The 18,393-nt window shown below is 45.7% G+C and carries 17 protein-coding genes and 1 tRNA gene; 8 read left to right on the top strand and 10 right to left on the bottom strand.

From position 1 onward, the window contains the following. Positions 1 to 187: 187 nt before the first annotated feature. The 5 genes from porB to dusB all read right to left on the bottom strand — a co-directional run bounded on the left by porB (position 188) and on the right by dusB (position 4,299). Positions 188 to 1,063, bottom strand: a complete 876-nt coding sequence (gene porB, locus V7O63_RS02745; RefSeq protein ID WP_340819937.1) for a pyruvate synthase subunit PorB — start codon at positions 1,061 to 1,063, stop codon at positions 188 to 190. Further along, positions 1,060 to 2,274, bottom strand: coding sequence for a pyruvate synthase subunit PorA (porA, locus tag V7O63_RS02740; protein WP_340819935.1), 1,215 nt, complete (start codon positions 2,272 to 2,274; stop codon positions 1,060 to 1,062). The genes porB and porA overlap by 4 nt, the downstream gene beginning before the upstream one ends. Next, on the bottom strand, positions 2,274 to 2,534 hold the full coding sequence (gene porD / locus V7O63_RS02735) for a pyruvate synthase subunit PorD (RefSeq protein ID WP_340819933.1): 261 nt from the start codon (positions 2,532 to 2,534) through the stop codon (positions 2,274 to 2,276). Before porD ends, porA begins: the two co-directional genes overlap by 1 nt. After that, complete coding sequence (locus V7O63_RS02730) at positions 2,531 to 3,076, bottom strand: pyruvate ferredoxin oxidoreductase subunit gamma (RefSeq protein WP_340819931.1); 546 nt, start codon at positions 3,074 to 3,076, stop codon at positions 2,531 to 2,533. The genes porD and V7O63_RS02730 overlap by 4 nt, the downstream gene beginning before the upstream one ends. Before the next feature lie 266 nt (positions 3,077 to 3,342). Continuing rightward, positions 3,343 to 4,299, bottom strand: a complete 957-nt coding sequence (gene dusB, locus V7O63_RS02725; RefSeq protein ID WP_340819929.1) for a tRNA dihydrouridine synthase DusB — start codon at positions 4,297 to 4,299, stop codon at positions 3,343 to 3,345. 197 nt (positions 4,300 to 4,496) lie between these two features. Between dusB and V7O63_RS02720 the strand changes: the two genes are divergently transcribed. From V7O63_RS02720 to V7O63_RS02710, 3 genes are read left to right on the top strand one after another with little or no spacing between them, the layout of a single operon-like run. After that, a complete protein-coding gene (locus tag V7O63_RS02720) occupies positions 4,497 to 5,033 on the top strand; it encodes an AAA family ATPase (protein WP_340819927.1) in 537 nt (178 codons plus the stop codon). 25 nt (positions 5,034 to 5,058) lie between these two features. Further along, the gene (locus V7O63_RS02715; RefSeq protein WP_340819925.1) at positions 5,059 to 5,502 is read left to right on the top strand and encodes an RNA-binding domain-containing protein; all 444 of its coding nucleotides are present in this window, start codon (positions 5,059 to 5,061) and stop codon (positions 5,500 to 5,502) included. Between the two features lie 2 nt (positions 5,503 to 5,504). Beyond that, positions 5,505 to 6,278 (top strand): sugar phosphate isomerase/epimerase family protein, encoded by a 774-nt coding sequence (locus tag V7O63_RS02710; protein ID WP_340819923.1) that lies wholly within the window; start codon positions 5,505 to 5,507, stop codon positions 6,276 to 6,278. Between the two features lie 50 nt (positions 6,279 to 6,328). Here V7O63_RS02710 and V7O63_RS02705 read toward each other — a convergent pair whose 3' ends face one another. The 4 genes from V7O63_RS02705 to V7O63_RS02690 all read right to left on the bottom strand — a co-directional run bounded on the left by V7O63_RS02705 (position 6,329) and on the right by V7O63_RS02690 (position 9,900). Next, on the bottom strand, positions 6,329 to 6,499 hold the full coding sequence (locus tag V7O63_RS02705; protein ID WP_340819921.1) for a CopG family transcriptional regulator: 171 nt from the start codon (positions 6,497 to 6,499) through the stop codon (positions 6,329 to 6,331). A gap of 107 nt (positions 6,500 to 6,606) precedes the next feature. After that, a tRNA-Lys gene (locus V7O63_RS02700) sits at positions 6,607 to 6,680 on the bottom strand. 84 nt (positions 6,681 to 6,764) lie between these two features. Beyond that, on the bottom strand, positions 6,765 to 8,627 hold the full coding sequence (locus V7O63_RS02695) for an ATP-binding protein (RefSeq protein ID WP_340820778.1): 1,863 nt from the start codon (positions 8,625 to 8,627) through the stop codon (positions 6,765 to 6,767). Further along, positions 8,617 to 9,900, bottom strand: coding sequence for a DNA double-strand break repair nuclease NurA (locus tag V7O63_RS02690; protein WP_340819919.1), 1,284 nt, complete (start codon positions 9,898 to 9,900; stop codon positions 8,617 to 8,619). The genes V7O63_RS02695 and V7O63_RS02690 overlap by 11 nt, the downstream gene beginning before the upstream one ends. A gap of 327 nt (positions 9,901 to 10,227) precedes the next feature. Between V7O63_RS02690 and V7O63_RS02685 the strand changes: the two genes are divergently transcribed. The 5 genes from V7O63_RS02685 (at position 10,228) to V7O63_RS02665 (ending at position 15,847) form a co-directional block, all read left to right on the top strand. Beyond that, positions 10,228 to 12,162, top strand: a complete 1,935-nt coding sequence (locus tag V7O63_RS02685) for a sodium:solute symporter family protein (protein WP_340819917.1) — start codon at positions 10,228 to 10,230, stop codon at positions 12,160 to 12,162. A gap of 145 nt (positions 12,163 to 12,307) precedes the next feature. After that, entirely contained in the window at positions 12,308 to 12,613 is a 306-nt protein-coding gene (locus tag V7O63_RS02680; protein WP_340819915.1) for a hypothetical protein, read from the top strand. Positions 12,614 to 12,929: 316 nt separating this feature from the next. Beyond that, positions 12,930 to 13,316, top strand: coding sequence for a VOC family protein (locus V7O63_RS02675; protein ID WP_340819913.1), 387 nt, complete (start codon positions 12,930 to 12,932; stop codon positions 13,314 to 13,316). A gap of 95 nt (positions 13,317 to 13,411) precedes the next feature. Then, positions 13,412 to 14,446, top strand: coding sequence for a methionine synthase (locus V7O63_RS02670; RefSeq protein ID WP_340819911.1), 1,035 nt, complete (start codon positions 13,412 to 13,414; stop codon positions 14,444 to 14,446). 255 nt (positions 14,447 to 14,701) lie between these two features. After that, positions 14,702 to 15,847 (top strand): S8 family serine peptidase, encoded by a 1,146-nt coding sequence (locus V7O63_RS02665; protein WP_340819909.1) that lies wholly within the window; start codon positions 14,702 to 14,704, stop codon positions 15,845 to 15,847. Positions 15,848 to 16,217: 370 nt separating this feature from the next. Here the strand turns inward: V7O63_RS02665 and V7O63_RS02660 are convergent, their stop codons facing one another. Next, a complete protein-coding gene (locus V7O63_RS02660) occupies positions 16,218 to 18,161 on the bottom strand; it encodes a S8 family serine peptidase (RefSeq protein WP_340819908.1) in 1,944 nt (647 codons plus the stop codon). Positions 18,162 to 18,393 lie beyond the last annotated feature (232 nt).

The raw sequence follows: 18,393 nt of genomic DNA, 5'->3' as shown, positions 1-18,393 counted from the left end.
AATTCTCAATAAATACAATTCAATTTAATAATTATCGTATATGCATATGCGCATACGTGCACACCTGATACGCATGAGTCTGCTTGCTCAGGCATAATGGGACTCCCTAAGAGTGGGTATTCAGATATAAAGATAACGAAAGAAAAGTGCTGAAAAAAGATAAAAGAAGAAAAAAGAAGATACGGGTTTAGAGCCCGAACTCTTCAATGTTCTTATCTGCAATTGCCTGGATCTTAGCGATCTCAGCCTCTCCACCTTCCATGGTGAAAAGGTGCTTGAAGCGGCGCTGCATCTTGAGGTATTCCTCAACAGGTTTGATGTTCTTGCCGAGCTTCCTGACCTTGGTGACCTCTCCATCTTCCACTTCATAGAGTGGCCAGAGACCGGTCTGGACAGCCATCTTAGCTACCTCGACGGTCTTGGAAGTGTCGAATCCCCATCCTGTGGTACATGGAGCATGTGAGTGAACGTAGGTCGGGCCTTCGATCTCTGTGGCCTTCTTAACCTTGTTGATCATGTCCTTTGGATATCCGATGGATGTGGTTGTGACATATGGAGCACCGTGTGCTACCATGATAGCAGGCATGTTCTTCTTTGGTCTTGGGTTTCCGAAGGATACCTTACCTGAAGGACTGGTTGTGGTTGATGCATTGTATGGTGTTGCACCACTTCTCTGCACACCAGTGTTCATGTATGCCTCGTTGTCAATACAAACGTAGGTGAGATTGTGTCCTCTCTCGAATGCTCCTGAAATGGAACGCATACCGATATCCAGTGTTGCACCATCTCCTCCCATGACGAGTACCTTGGCCTTGTCAGCCTTGCCGAGTGCCTTAAGAGCAGCTTCGATACCGGAGCCTACAGCAGCGGCGTTCTCGAAAAGTGAGTGTATCCATGGTACGTCCCATGCGGTTTCAGGGAACGGGGTTGTCATAACTTCAAGACATCCGGTAGGGTTGACGACTATACAGTCCTCTCCGGCGCCCATAAGTGCGAACTTTGCAGCCATTGCGTCACAGCAACCTGCACATCCTCTGTGTCCCGGGGCTAGCAGTGATTTCATAGTAGTTCCTCCTTCACATCAGTGAACTGGCTCTCGATCTTGATACCTGTCTTAATGACATCTTCTGCCTCAGCAACGATCTTCTCGATGGTGTCGAACTTGATGTCACGTCCACCGTGTCCTACCATGTAACCGACAACAGGTACTCTGATGTCTGTGTTGTAGAGTGAGGACTTTGTTTCGGTGAAGAGTGCACCTTCGTTGAGTCCGAGTGAGATGTTCTTGTCAAGCACGACAACGACCTTTGCATCCTTGACAACATTCTTGATAGCTTCAACAGGGAATGGCCTGAATGATCTTACCTTCAGGAGACCGACCTTTACATTCCTGTCCCTGAGTTTATCAATGACGTCCTTAATGGTTCCGACAATGGATCCCATTGCCATGATGATGATGTCGGCATCATCTGTTCGATACTCGTCAATAAGTCCTCCGTAGTATCTTCCGTATACGTCGTAGAATTCATTTGCTACATCCTCTATCTTCTTAAGGGCTCTCTGCATGGCCTGTTCCTGCATGTACCTGAACTCTGTGTAGTAGTTAGGATCTGCGAATGCACCGAAGCTCATTGGGTTCTTTGGATCAAGAACATACTCTGGTTCATACGTTGGCAGGAACTCGTCTGTAAGGTCCTGTTCAAGAAGTACGACAGGTTCGTAAACGTGTGAAAGGATGAAACCGTCCATACAGGTCATTGAAGGCATAAGGATGTCCTTGTCCTCTGAGATCTTGTATGCCTGTGCGGTCATATCTGAGACTTCCTGTATGTTCTCAGCGTAGAGCTGTAACCATCCGGTGTCTCTCTGGGAGATCGCGTCCTGGTGGTCGTTCCATATGCTGATAGGTGCACTGACTGCCCTGTTAGCGATTGTCATCACAACAGGCAATCTCATACCTGAGATGTTGAACAGTACCTCGTGCATGAGTTCAAGACCCTGTGAGGTTGTTGCTGAGTAACATCTTGCTCCCGCAGCTGAGGAACCTACAAGTGCTGAGAGTGCTGAGAACTCGGATTCCACGTTGATATATTCACAGTTTGGTATCTCACCGTCTGCCATGAACTGTGAGAGGTCCTCAACGATGTGGGTCTGTGGTGTGATAGGATATGCTGAGATGACATTTGGCCTGCAGACCTTTGCAGCGTGTGCAACAGCGTATGAACCTTCGACAACTACCATCTTGCTCTTGTCAAGTTTGTTCTCTGGTGCCATTATTTCTCCTCCAGTACCATTTCAATTGCGTCCTTTGGACATTCGTTAGCGCAGATTCCGCATCCCTTGCAGAATTCATAGTCGAACTCGAAGAATCCGTCATCCCTTGGGTTTATTGAACTGTCAGGGCACAGGAGTTCGCATAACTTACATTTGATACATTTGTCGTAGTCATAGACCGGCTTGAAGGTTCTCCATCCGCCTGTCTTATTGATCCTTGTGGTGCCTGCCTCACAGACGCCTCCCGGTGGAATTGTCATTTGTCAGCCTCCATCATCTTGTATGCTTCCATGATCGCCTCAGCGTTCTTGTCACCGACCTTACCCGGGAACCTCTCCTTTACAGCTTCCATGATGGACTCTGGCTTGATCTCGCCTGTAGCACCTGCGAAAGCACCGAGGAGTACGGTGTTGACAATTGGTCTTCCGATGATGTCCAGTGCGATCTTTGTTGCGTTGACCGTCATTATCTTTGCTTTTGTGTCGATGTCGAACTTGTCAGCGTCAAAGTCACTGTTGATGATAAGTATACCATCGTCCTTGAGACCGCTTGCAACATCTACTACTTCAAGGAGTGTTGGGTCCTGTACAATAACATAGTCTGGTTCGTAGATCTGGCTTCTGAGCCTGATAGGTTCATCGTTGATCCTTGTGAACGCCTGAACCGGTGCACCCCTTCTTTCCACACCAAATGCGGGGAATGCCTGGCTGAATTTTCCGTCTGCAAAGGCACCAACGGCCAGAAGTTCAGCAGCTGTGACAGAGCCCTGTCCGCCTCGACCGTGTATTCGTATTTCTTTCATCTAGAATTCTCCATAAACCGTGTGTAAATAACAAATATAACAATTCATTCCGATAATGATCGTTTTTGTCGGCTAGCATCATTGCACAGTGTCGAATATTATGCCAGAAAGACACAATTTTTTTCGTCAACTGACGTTAAATGCAATGTTTAATTGTGTAGAATCGGTTAATTACTATTTAGTCTTTCGGTAATTTACACCGTTAAATCATTATAGTATAATAATATCAATAAGTCCCATACTGTTAAAAGTTTATACAAACAGCATTAGTCGGCATGTTTGCACATTTCGTCCAGATTCCAGAGTATTTCTTCGATGCTTTCTGATGCCGCGATACTTCTCCTTATATGTCTGCCATTTCTCATCCCGCGGGTGAACCACTGTGCTTGCGCCTTTATATGCACTGTGTGCATCAGGTCGAACTCTTCCAGAAGCCGGAAATATTCACTGAGATCAGCGATCCTCTGGTCACATTCCCTGTACTCAAGTATCTCCCCTGTTTCAAGGTAGTGGGATATCCTTTTGAACAGGAAAGGATTGCCCATTGCAGCCCTGCCTATCATTATCCCGTCACATTCCGTGTATTCCAGTACCCTTTCAGCTGAGAGCTCATCAAAGATATCCCCATTGGCGATCACAGGTATGCCCAGTTCCTGCTTGATCCTCCTGACATGGTCGTGGTTGGCTTTGCCTGCATACTGCTGCTGCCTTGTCCTTCCATGAACGGTCAGTGCAGCTGCTCCTGCACTCTCGATGAGGTGTGCTATCTCCAGTGTCTTTTCCATGTCCTCAAGGATACGTATCTTTGCTGTCACAGGAGTTGATAGTTCCTCCGAGAGACTGCTCACTATCTCGTATATCAGTTCAGGTGTCCTCAGGAGTGCTGATCCGCAACCATCCTTTGTCAGGAGTCTTGCAGGACAGCCGAAATTGATATCGATGATCTCAGGCCGGTACATTTCCTCTATCCGAAGGGCTGCCTTGGTCATGACTTCCGGTGAATTGCCGAATATCTGGATCCCTAATGGCCGTTCGTCCTCGCAGCTCTTTCCGCGAACGAGTGTTTTCTGATTCTCATATATGACAGCGTCTGCACTGATCATTTCAGAATATGTGATGGATGCTCCGTATCTCCTGCACATGAGACGGAACGGCAGGTTCGTGACATTTGCCATTGGTGCAAGGAGGACGTTTCCGGGGATATCGAGGTCTGCGATCTTCATGGGAATCCGATGTGATGCTATTGACGGTCAACAACACCTGTTTTTTAAAGAGTATAATTATGATATTGTCAGGGACAGTTCTATCGAAGGGTATACTAATATATAAGTAGGATGTATGGAAAATTCTATTGAACTAACTCAGAATATCATTCATTCTTTAAATCTTACAATTAACATAAACTAGAACAGGTTCATCCATGACTAAGATCTTAGCTTTTGTTGGAATGCCGGCCTCGGGCAAATCAGAGGCAGCATCCGTTCTTCGCCAGAAGGGTATCACTGTTATCAATATGGGAGACGTCATCAGGGAAGAGGTGGTCCGCAGGGGACTGGAACCAACCGATGCCAATACAGGTGGAGTAGGTACCGACCTGCGTGAGAATGAAGGCAGGGACGCTGTTGCAAAGAGATGTATCCCGAAGATTCAGGCCACAAATGAGGCCTTCATAGGGATTGATGGTGTCCGCAGTGTTCCTGAGGTAGAGCGTTTCAAGGAAGCATTCGGAGATGACTTCACCCTGGTGTCAGTGGATTCCCCGCTTGAGATAAGGTTCCAGCGTGTCCTTGCCCGTAAGAGATGCGATGATATGAAGGACATAAGTGAGCTTAAGGTCAGGGATGAGCGTGAACTCGGCTGGGGTATGGGTGAGGCCATGGAGATCGCTGATGTTGTTGTAGAGAACAACGACACCCTTGAGGAGTTCGTGGAAAAGATCACCGCGCTTGTGGAATAAGACAGAATGCAGGGGTGTCGATGATATGATAAAGGTTACAGTTTCAACAGTTGTGAATCCCACTGAAAGCAAGGATAAAGTATACTCTGCTCTGATGCAGATATTCCCGGACATGGACTTCGATTACGAGGAAGTCTCAGAATATAGCGGCAGGTTCACAGGTGAAAGTGACATCTATGCCCTGAAGAATATCCATAACCAGATCAGGGCAGAGGAGATAATTGATACTTCCCGCACAAGGCTGAATGTGGGACTGTCAGAGGATGGTCTGGAAACTTCTTTTATCATCAGCAAGCAGGTTGCAACTGTCGGCCGCCTGAACTATCCTGCTCAGGCAGAACCCCTTGGTTCTATCGATGTGACCATCGAAGCAGATAATGAGTCAGAAATGGAGAGGTTCTTCGACTGGCTGACCCCGCCAACAGAGGATGGAGTTCCTGATTTTGAAATGGATATAAGGGATGTTTAAAGATGAATATCAGGAACCTGAGCTTCTCGTCACGTGCAGTTGTGGAGGAACCTTTTGAGTGGGCTTACACCCTTGAGGATGTCGGATACACTGGCTGGGAGATAGTTCAGGAGGGTTTACAGTGTCTCACAGAGGAGAACCTGCCAAAGGTCAGGGATGTCAAAGAGACCACGAACCTGAAACTGAGCATGCACCTTCCATTCTCAGATATGAACCTTGCAGGTCTCAATCCCGGTATACACGGTGAGGTCATGAGGCAGATGAAGCACTATCTCACTATGGCATCCGGTCTTGTTGAAGTAGCTGTGCTGCATCCGGGTTATCTTTCACCATATGGTGCCAAACTCCCAGAGAGGTCATGGGATACCTGCATAGAGTCAATTCAAATTCTGTGTGACCACTCGGCGGACATGGGCATCACCATAGCTGTAGAGAACATGCCAAATTTCCCCAAGATATTCGGCCGCTATCCCGATGAGATGCTGGACATACTGGAACAGGTGGACAGGGACAACGTGGGCATGACCCTTGACGTGGGACACGCGAACACCATGGGACTTCTGGACGAGTTCGTGTCCAAGTGCAAGAGCAAACTCTCACATATGCATATCCACGACAACAACGGTGCACACGACGAGCACCTTCCAATAGGACAGGGCAACATCGACTGGAAAAAGCTCATGGAAGGCCTCTCAGGTTACAAGGGACTCATGGTCACTGAGATGGGCAGTGTCGAAGAGGGCAGGCAGTGTATTGAGTATTTGAAAAGCCTGTAGTTTTTGAATACAAAAAGTGTGAGTAGATAGATATCTCTCTATTTCTTTTCTTATTCTTCCAGCCTGCCATGCCTGCGGTCTATATCGTCAAGCTGATCCAGCATCTTACGTAATGCTGTCCTTATGGCATCGGCCTGTGTAACGAACTTCTTATTATCGCCGATATGCTGATTCAAGTCGTCAAGAAGTTCCTGTGGAATGTCAACACTCACTTTTGGCATAGTTATCCTTCCGTCTTTGAGAACGAAGATAGAGATTACTCTGATGGGATTTAATCTTTTAGAAGCATAAGGGAAATCAAAGAGTTAGAAAAAGTGATTGTAAGATGCGAGCCGGAAGGGAGTTGAACCCCTGGCCTACGGATTAAGAGTCCGTCGCTCTGCCTGGCTAAGCTACCGGCCCGCGTTGTTCTGCTCAGTTGAGCGAACCACCCATACGTATTAGCCTCATATATACGTTTCGGTGAAAGGGTGTTTGAAACGTAATTCAAACATGTTTCACAACACATCGTGAAAGTCCCATGATCTCGACCATATCACTGTTATCGGGGCTCTGCACTATCATTTGACCCTTTTTGAGGTATGGGATGCGCTTCTCAAATTCTTTTTTAACCTTCATGGTACTGATCGCGGCATCATTGCTGAGATTGAGAATTATGCGCGTGTTGATCTGCTTGAAGACCGTATCATCGATGTCCTGCGGGTCCTGGGTGATAAGGAAGAGTCCGAGACCTTCCTTTCTTCCCTGACGTGCTGCATCGGCGAACTTGGAGATGAGCCTTCTGGAATGCTCTCCGCCTGCCTTTGCAAGATAGCGGTGTGCCTCATCAAGTCCAAGGATTATGGGTGTGTCCTTCACGGCAGCCTCGCCTGAAGTGCTCAGTTTGTTGTCAACTATCAGGCTCATCAAAGTGAGGGTTATGATGTCACGTATGCGTGTGTTGGTGATGTACTCCGTGGGGAAGACGCTGACCTGTCCCGGTTTGAATATCTGCTCAAGTATATCAGTGATCGGTCTTGCAGGCTGGTCGAACACCCTCGCAAGGGAACGGTTCTTCACCCTGCGCACGATACCGTCGTATGAGGACTCGTGTATCTTGTGGGTCTCCTCGGTGTAATAGTTCCTTGTAACATCATCATCTATGAAATCAGTGAAACCGCTGTACGTGTGCTTTCCTCCTATTCCTCCCTTTTTGAAGTAGTCATCAAGGAGAACGTCGATACCCACATACTGCAGCTCTGTCATACCCACCGGTGCTATGAGCCAGGAGTTGTTACGCACCATCTCAAAGGGGATGGTGAACTCGACCTGTTCCGCCCTTGACCTGCCTGTGTAGCCCTCGCCATCGATCTTAGCTACAAAGGTCTTCGTATTCCGGCAGGCACCGAAATTGACCTTCTCAGCCCTGAACCTGAAGTCATCATCATCCGTTATCTCAGGATTGTCCTCGAACAATTGGGAATACTCATCCTGCGGGTCCATCACCACCAGACATGGATTCCTCCTTTCCTCTGAGCCACGGAGCTTGTAGCGATTGTCCTCACTCATGAACTGGCGCAGGATGTTCTTTGTAAGGAAGGTCTTTCCCGTACCGGTACTTCCGCAGACCAGCATATGCCTGAAAATAAGGGGGTCACCCATTGAGTAGTCATTCCTCAGGTAATAGGGTACTGTGGGAGGAACAGCATGAGTTCTCACAAGTTCTCCACCAACACTCAGGTGTCCGAGGAATATACCTTCCTCAGGGATATTGAGACCTGTCTGTATCTTCTTCTTATCAGTAACAGGGAGTATGGGGGTGTTGGGACGTGGTATCCTGTCGCTCATCCTTCTGGAAAGCCCTGTTCCTCTGCCGTTAGGCTCGTAAAGGATGCAGGTAGGGTCAAGGTATGCAAGGAACTTGTAGTCAACCTCGTCAGTTGTATTGGACCGCAGCATCCTTCTGGAATGTATCTCCGTTGCATCGTCCACGGCGAACTCCTGCAGGTACTGGAGTTTCCATATCCTTGCGAACAGGTCCTCATCACCATAAGGGACAATGACGTAGGTTCCAAGTCTAACTTTCTGGCGGTGGGATGTAGTGATGTATCCTGTTATCCTTGCACCTGCCTCTGTGATCTCCAGCGGGTCAATTCCTGTGGTGATTATTCCGAAGGCTTCATCTGAGACACCGTTCTCACTCTGTGATGTGACCATTGATCCATATCCGGGCTCGAAATCCTCAAAGATCTCCTTCTCTTCTTCCACACCTGCAGAACTCTCATTTCCAATCCCATCATCGGTTCTTTTAGCTTTGTCATCTGCGGTTTCCCTGTCCTTTACAAAGGAAAGTATATCCTCATCTCTCATCTCTCTCATCCCACCTTGTATCGTTGTAATTGGTATCTATCCTTGAGTTCCTGAACCTGTCTATGATATGTCTTCTTTCCGACACAGGTATCTTTGCTATGGTGTCCGCTTTAGACAGGGTCTTTGGTATGCCGTTCATTGCCAGATCGTAGAGCACCTTTCTGGTTATCATGTTCCTCATGTCGTCGTTCTTCACCAGTCCATAGGGAGATTCGATCTTGAAGATGGTATTGAGCTTCGGGACGAATGCCACGAAGAAACTGAGGGCATAGTCCTCTGCATCGAACTTCCCGGTTGCAAGGTCAGCCACCAGCGGGGAGGTCGACTTGAGCATCTTCTCATAGAACTGGTTGGGCTGGGCGAACCAGTTGGTGTAGGTTATATACCTGTCAGCTTCCTTTCTTCCCATCCCTGTTCTTTCAAGTGACAGGGCATTCTTGAAGAACTGGGCATCCACGAGCCAGGGTATGTCAAGTCCTGAATCCTGTTTTTTGAGTGCCAGCATTATCTGCATATCCTCGGGGTTCTTGACAAAACCAACCAGTGGCTTCTCCTTTTCCATATGATGGTCCATTATGTCGATATAGTTCTGGATTATCCTCTTACTGTTTGGATCTATACGTATGTTAACGTCCCCCGAATCCACTACCATCCAGTACATGACCCTTTTAGGATAGATGGGACCATCCATAATGAAGAAACCCTCATCTCCCAGTCGGTCAAGCATCCAGAGTATATGCTCTGACTCACTGAGATAGAGTGCTACGTCATGAAGGATATCTGTGACCTTCTTTTTCAGCAGACCCGGCTGTATACGGATTATCTTCTTCCTGCCTGAACCGTTATCGAATGCTTCCCAGTCACTGCTGGTATTGAGATACACTTTATCACTGGAAGTGTATGCTGCTGCAACTATGGTCCTCTTATCATGTATATCAAGGTCAGAAGGGGTGCTTGCGATTGCACAATGGCAGAGGTCCACATACAGCCCGTTATCGAATGTCTTTGCAGTGGTACTGCCACTATCACATGAATATGTCAGCGGGAACGGGTCCTCTGAACGCAGCATTCTCTCGATACTTGCTTTCCCACGAGTTACCGGTCCGATCGATCTCAGGACGACCTTCCCATCGTATTCAAGTTTCCTGAGACGGTCAAGGATATTCGATATCCTTTCAGTGTCATCGGCATCATTGTCATCCTTTTTGAAGCAGACATCGATGCGGTCGACCATCTCATGTATCTCTTTGATGTGAACCGGTTCAAGGGTCATGGAGTAGAATAGTATCTGAATGATAATATTATTTTGGATTGGTGTCCTCTTTATGAATCCTATTGCCAGAAACTGATGTGAAGATCGATCTTATTTTATCTTCCGGACATCAGCACATAGAAATAAGTGCTAAAAGGATGTGTTCAGGATACGAGCTTAAATAAAATTGACTAAAGGGAAACTCGATCGTTTGAAAACCCTTATATAGTAATCTTAATAAGAGTTATATCACGTATATAAAGGCCTTTGATAGTGTTCCTGTTGAGGGTCCATTATTGTTTGAATTGATGTTTGACATTTGTGTACTTATAAAGAGAGGTAGTAATTATGGAAAGTTATCAGATATTCCTTATATTGATGGCAGTCTACTTATTAGGACTGATAGGTATAGGGCTCTATTTCACAAAACGTCAGAAGTCTGTGACGGATTTCTGGCTTGCAGGTCGTAAGATAAGTGCCGTAGGAATTGGTTTCTCGGCAGCATCATCATGGATGACAGCCGGAGGTATCCTGGCAGTCATAGGTCTCTATATGTTGCTTGGAATGGGTTCCATATGGAGCTTTGTAGCACCTAACATCCTTGCATTGCTTCTTATCGCCCTTTTCGTTGGTAAGATAAAGCATCTGCCAGCGATCACACAGCCGGAACTCCTGGAACAGAGGTTCAGCAGTGCTATCCGTGGTCCTGTAGCGATCATCATTGCAATAGTAATGGCCCTTTTCGCAGTTGCTGATATCAAGGGTTTCTCACTTGTACTCAGTATATTCTTCGGTCTTGAACCGATCTACGCAGCAGCCATCGTGGCACTTGCGATCTCAGTATATGTGACACTCGGAGGTTTCTCCGCGGTCATCTGGACCGATATGATACAGTTCATCATGCTGGCAACTTTCTCGCTCATAATAGCCTTTGTAGTTGTAACCGCAGCAACATCAGGTTCTGCAGATGCTCCTGCTATGACCACATCCGACCTCTTCGGTGATGTTCCTGCAGGCTGGTGGAACCCGTTCATTGTGGGTATCCCTGCGGTCCTGATAGCTATATTCGCCATCATCCCTGGATGGATAACTGAGCAGGACCCATGGCAGAGAATCTGGGCAGCAAAGGATGAGAAGTCAGCAAGGCTTGGTATGGTCCTTGGTTCCTTCCTTATCTTCCTGATATTCGGTGTGGCATGTACCGCTATCGCGATCAGTCTGAATCACATCTATCCATCCATCCCTGCTTCCTTTGCTGATATAGGAATGGGTGCAATGGCAGAGGCAGAACCGGCACTTCTCGTTTATATCGTTCAGAGCCTTTCACCAATAGCTGTCGGTCTCTGTGCTGTCGGTCTTGCAGCAGCTGCAATGTCCTCTGCTGACACTTTCGCAACTTCAGGTGGTTCCTGTATCTCACGTGACATCTACCAGAGATACATAAAACCTGATGCAACAATGAAGCAGATGATGACGATTAACAGGATCAGTGTCCTGATCATCGTTGCACTGGCAACTGTGCTCTCTTTCTACATCAACAGTATCATTGACGTAATTCACATCGCGACCTTCATTGCAAGTGCATCCTACTTCTTCCCTCTCATGGGAGGTCTGTACTGGAAGCGTGCAACAAAGGAAGGTGCTCTTGCAGGACTTATCGTCGGTGCTGTCGTGCAGATCGGTCTGACAGCTGTGGATGTTATGAACACCCCGCCTTTTGCACCTGCTTACCTTGATGGTATTCATCCTATACTCTCCAACCACGGTGTAATTGTGGGAATGCTTGCAAGCGGAATAGCCTTCTTCGGTGTATCACTGGCAACGAAGCCATCCAGTACTGTGAACCTTGCTCCGTTCTTCCCTGCTGAGGCAGAGAAGCTGGAGAAAGAGGCCATGGTCGTTGATGAGTCCGACCCTGAGTACAAGAAGCTCCTTGATGTCATCGATAAAGAGATCACCGGAGATCGTGCAATTGTCAAGCTCAATCTGGAGGCATCTGCAACTATCAACTGGGACAGGTTCATAAATGAGCTCAAGACCATCCATCCATCATGGGTGACCCCGGCCGGAAAGGACTCCGTTTACAGACTGACAAAAGCAGATATGCTTGCCTGTGTCTCCCTAACCCGTGGTGACAGTGAGAAGGAACTCTGGTTCGCAGCAGAACCAATGGCAAAGGACCTTGACCTGAGCGTCAAGGAATTCCTGATCGCTTTCAAGCAGGTTGCAGAGTCCCTCAGTAATGTGGGATTGCTGCTGACACTGCCATCAGGCGAGAACTGAGTTATCAATACATAATCAAAAACACTCCGGATCCGTATCCGGAGCTTCTTTTTTATTGACCTTTATTCACTTCATATATATTATGACAACATGATTTTCAGAACCTATATCTACCCAAAGTTCCATAATTGGAATTGTGGTATGAATGATACTGAAAAACCCTATATTGGATATTGAAACTACCGACGAGGATAGTGATAAGTTCCGGTCCCTGAAGGAAGGCTTTGAAGAGCTTACACCTCAAGAGAAGTTCGATGTTGTAGAGCTTCAGAACATAATGCTCCAAAAGGTTTCCAGACATCATGAGATGTATGGTATACCAAAGGCTGAGAAGAAAGCTGAAAGGAATGAAGATGAGATAATCTCTCAGATGTCATCACGTTCTCTGGATTATTCCCAGATGTGTATCAATTATTATGTGTCAAAGATATCCTCTTCCTTAAAGAAATAAAGGCGATCTCTCACTCTTAATTATCCATTCTTTCAGCTCATTGTAGGCTGAACCCTCATTTTTCTGTTCTCAAAAATGGGCTCTGTAGAAAACCTTTGCATTATTGCCAACCACAGATAAACACAGATCCATCCATCTCCTTCGGAGTTGGATGCCTGCTGAACTTTCGTTCAGCAGGTCACGCAGATATAGTTAATTTGAATCCGCGTTTATCTGCGTGCATCTGCGGTTTATATAGAAAGAAATGAGTTCTACAGAGCCCAAAAATGGGTTATATTCAAATGCGATGCTCATCCATTCTCTAAAGGGGAACAAAATGGAACCAAGGATCGATCTCATAACAATATGGACCGATGACATAGCTCCTATGACCAGATTCTATTCTGAAGTACTTGGATTCAGGGTAGGAACTGACCTTGGAAACTATGTCGAGTTTGAAAGTGAGAATGTCAGGTTTGCCATCTGTCGCAGGGAGGTCATGTATGGCTATAGCGAGGATTACAAGCGAAAGACTACAGGACAGGCATTCGAGCTTGCATTCCCATGCAGGGATGCTGAGGATGTGGACCGGTCTTACAGGGACATCATATCAAAAGGAGGGATCCCGGTTCAGGAGCCGGAGAACATGGAGTGGGAACAAAGAACAGCGCTGTTCTCGGACCCGGATGGGAATATCCATGAGATATTCGCCGATCTGAAATGACCGGTGAGTACTAAGGATACCAGGTCTACAGAAGATACTAAGTGTCCTGTCATCACTCAAAACTTATAAGTGAAATACAGGCGAATAACAGTGGCATGGCAGAGATCATCTTTGACGATATTGGCAGTTTTCCTCTTCCGGAAGGCACATCTAAGGAATGGATGACCGGAAAGTTCTCTGAGAAGAAAAGCGATGCAGACCTGTTCAGGGTCATTAACGATGCTTTCATGAAGAAAGTTGAGGCAGGTGTGGAAGTACCGACATATCCCCAGTACCAGGATATGAACGAGCAGTTCCTTTCCATCATCAGGGACCCTAACTGCACCGAGGAACCGTTCAAAGTGAAGACATCCGATGCCCGTATCATCGAACTCGATGCCATAGAGACGGTTGCAAAGGCCTACAGGGAAGAACACGGTAAAAAGCTGGATGTCCGTGTCTGTGTCACCGGTCCTCTTGAACTCTATCTCAAGGAATTCGGTGGGACAGAGTATGTCGATATACTGAACCTGCTGGGTGAGAGTGTGGACCGCTTCGTGAAGAACTCACTTTCCAGTGCAAAGGACTTCAACATAAGGACAGTATCGATCGATGAGCCAAGTATCGGTATCAATCCCCAGGTAATGTTCTCTGACAACGACCTTATCAAGTCAATGGACATCGCATGCAGCTCTGCCAGAAAAGCCGGTTGCGATGTGGAGATCCACCTCCATTCACCACTGCATTACAAGATCGCCTGTCAGACCGAGAATATCAGTGTTATCGGTGTCGAATCCGCAGCAACTCCATCCTATCTTGACCTTATAGACAAAAAGGAACTCGAGGACAGTGACTCCTACATGCGTGTTGGTATCGCAAGGACGGATATCTTCAACCTCGTTGCAGTTCTCAATGAAAAGTATAACACCAATGTCTGGAAGGACACCCGGTATTTCCCTGAGATCATCAATGAGATGGAAACCCCTGAAACAATAGAAAAGAGACTTTCAAAGGCCTACTCCATGTTCGGTGAGAGCATAAAATATGCAGGTCCTGACTGTGGACTGGGTTCCTGGCCTACGCAGGAGATCGCTGCTCAGTTATTGAGTAATGTTGCTGAGGGTATGGAAGGGTTCAGGAGATTGCAATAAATGATCTTGCTCGGCATATAGGTGTTTTGTACACCAAGCCGGGTTTTATTCAATCCTTAACGTTTCTTTTTCTAGCTGTCGATATTTGAGTATATGTAGCACTTTTCTTTAGCACATTAAAAAATCAGCATCCTATTAACTAATATTTATAAAAAGTATATGTAATGCCCAAAATATTATATCCTTCCTGAGTAGATCTTTAATGGGGAACTAAAGCTTAGAGTTGGGATCATCTAAGCTAAAGAGAGTGGGAAAGTGAAAAGCACTTTAACTCCTATGGCGGTTAGTGCATTCATTCTTATTGCAGTGATCGTTATGTCGGCTGCAGCCGGACAGATATTTCAAAAAAAGGTACCTGTCATTATTTGCTTCCAAAGCAGCCCGGATGTTGTACTTGTGGAGGAATATGGGGGTGATATCAAATATCAGTACCATGCCATCCCTGCGATTGCAGCCGTTGTACCCCAGAACAGCATTATGTCTATAAAAGCCGATTCTGGTGTGAGATATGTGGAACTGGATTCTGAGGTATATATTGATGAAGAACCGCTGTTGTTCTATCCCGACGAAAAAGTTCCCTGGGGAGTGTGTAGGATCGAAGCTGATAGAGTGCATGATCTATGCTGTGGGTCTGGAGTAAAGGTTGCTCTTATTGACACTGGAATTGATTATATGCATCCTGACCTTGCAGGCAGCTATCATGGAGGCTATGATTTTGTGAACAGTGATGCAGACCCCATGGATGATAAAGGTCATGGGACCCATGTGGCTGGCATAATAGCCGCAGCAGATGATGGTATCGGTGTTATAGGTGTTTCTCCCGGCGTGGAACTCTATGCGCTGAAAGTTCTGGATCACCAGGGTACTGGATGGCTGTCTGACATAAATGCTGCTATAGACTGGGCAATTGATAATGATATGGATGTTATTTCCATGAGTCTGGGAGGGAGTGACAATTTCACGTCCATGTTTGAGCTATGTCAGGCTGCCTATGATTCAGGCATTGTTATCGTAGCAGCAGCAGGAAACAGCTACGGTGGCAACGTCAGCTATCCGGCAGCCTACGATCAGGTCATTGCTGTCTCGGCAATATCGATCGTTAATTCCAACACTTGTTTTTCAAGCAGTGGAAATGAGATCGAACTGTGTGCACCTGGTTCCAGCATCTATTCCACAACTCTGGAAGGGGGATATGATCACAGGAGTGGTACAAGCATGGCCGCTCCTCATGTTTCTGGGGCAGTTGCCCTTCTGCTCAGTGTTAACAGTACACTAAGCCCTGTAGAAGTACGCAAAATACTTGATGCAACAGCTACAGACCTTGGTGATGAGGGTAAGGATGGGCTTTATGGTTACGGGCTCGTTAATGCAAATACATCTTTGGAAGCGGTATTGGATTGACGTAGTAACAAGCAGAATTAAAATAGTGATTGATTCACTCAAAATTACATTCAATATGGGAATATTCAGCTTTGTAACACTCTAATGACCCATAATTTCCTGTCGAAGGGACGGATACACGCATACTCCATCTCCGGTGAGAACATAAAATATGCAGGTCTGGATTGTGGTCTAGTTTTTTGCCTACACAGGAGATTGCAGCTCAGTTGTTGAGTATGTTGCTGAAGGTGTAGCTGAGTTCAGGAAAGGGTATAAGAACGAGTAATTTGTCAATTAACATTACATTTGTTATTAAAAACAATAGAAAAGGCATTGCATAATGCCTTTTCATAATATCAAAATCTATATTTGTTTTCAAATTGTTGTGGTCTCACTGAGCAATATCTGATTCATAGATGTAGTCTGAATGAGTAACGTCAGTTACAGTAAATGTGACTGCATCTGTAGAGGCTTTGTAATTTCCAGAACTAATTTCTACTTTTCCGTTTCCGTCTGTCACTCCTGAAACAGATAGAATTCCGCTGGGAATAGTGAAATCTCCATATACAATAGCTCCTTCCACAGGACCACCCGTTTCATTAACAATTGTCACGATTGCTGTTGCCTCGTACATTATCCTATTTACCTGTGATGCTGGCGGGCATATTACAGTTGCATACATAGTTGAGTCTGTGGATGGTTCTGATATAGTTACTATTGCTGTGTCCTGATTTGTAAGACCTCCATTATCTTCCACCGTCAGTGTCACTGTGAAAGTCCCTGTAGCTGCATAGGGATGAGTTGGACTCACTCCTGATTCGGTTGCTCCGTCACCAAAGTCCCAGGAATATGAGACTATTGTTCCATCAGAGTCGTATGAACCCGAACCATCAAAGGTCACTGCATTGCCTACAGTTCCGGAATATGTACCACCTGCATCTGCATCTGGTGGAGTATTTGTTGGAGTAGTTGAAGAACTCTTATAGTTCAATGCAGCCTCTGCATCAATAAGCCCATATCCATATACGCTGTTCCATCCATCAGGTCCATTACTTGCAGTATATTCAATTGCTTCTCTTACTTGTGCAGGTGAGGGTTTTACTCCATTTTCTTTCTCATAGTGGGATATCACCAGGGCTGCGACACCTGCAACATGTGGTGTTGCCATGGAAGTTCCTTGGAAGAAATAGTAATTAAGGTACCTAGGATTACGTTCAAAGGTGCTCTGAAGTATACCATCGTAGTAGGTATCACTGGGGATAAATAGGTTCTCTTTCATGTCCCCTCCAGGTGCTACTACATCAATTGCAGTCCCCCAATTTGAGTAGTAGGCCAAATCACCATCATAGCTTGTTGCTCCAACTGCAATACAGTTAACATATGCAGCAGGATAATTAACAGTGCCTGTTGCTCCATTCCCTGCAGCTGCTGTTATAGTAATACCTGCAGCGTATGCGTCATCAATTGCGTTTTTTAGTTCAATACCTGCACCACTCTCTGAATCGAATGTTGGAGGAAAACCAAGGCTCATAGTGATAATATCTGCTCCCTCGGTTGTTGCATATTTTATACCCTCTATCAACTGATAAATATCTCCACTTCCTCTTTTATCCAGGATTTTTATAGGCATGATAGAACAATTATATGCAATTCCTGCCACTCCTTTATTATTATTGGTAGACTGGGCTATGGTTCCGGTTACATGTGTTCCATGTCCATTGTCATCTGCTGGGTCATCATCATTGTTTATATAGTCATGTCCCTGCACAAAAGTGGTGTCTTCAAGATCATAAAATACATTTGAGTCATAGATGTCACTATAAAGAACTCCAGTATCCAATACAGCAACGATGACTCCCGAACCATCTGATAAATCCCATGCAGGTTCAACATTGATTCCGGTTGTTGAATTGTTGAAGTTCCACTGATAGTTATATAGCGGGTCATTTGGCAGCATTGCTGCATACATCACGTAGTTTGCTGAAGCATATTCAACATCAGAATTCTTTTTATAGACATTCACCATCTCTTCCACAGATTTCGTCTTGGGAATCTTTATTTTCTTGAGATTAGTGTAAGAACTTGTAGCAATCACAGTTGCTCCATTCTTTGAGTTCATGGCATTCATCTTGGCTTCAGACACGCCGGTGTTGAACTTTACCAATATCTCCCCTGGTACATATGGTAGCTCATAGGCCACATTGGGCAATGCAACTTCAAGATTGTCTTCAAAACTATACGCTTTGGAACTGACAGCCATGGCAGGTGCCATTGTTCCCACGACCATCATGCTGACCGCTAGTATTGTGAAAATTGTTTTTAAGTACCTATCCAATTTAACCACCACATTATATGTGCTAATTAACTTATTTGGACTACTCTATAAATACTTAATTTTATACTCCAAATATATAAAATGAAAAAAAAATCAGTTGAGCATTGGTTCCAGATAACCATCAAGCATAGACATAACAGAATCCACGATTCCCAGCGCAATATCGGTCTCAATATACGCTGTGACCATTACTACTAGAATGACCATTCAGAGCATCTTCCACTCATATCCT

The organism is Methanolobus sp. WCC4, from assembly GCF_038022665.1.
Classification (GTDB): Archaea; Halobacteriota; Methanosarcinia; order Methanosarcinales; family Methanosarcinaceae; genus Methanolobus.
Note: the sequence above shows the minus strand (reverse complement) of the source record. Positions and strands in the feature narration are given on the sequence as shown.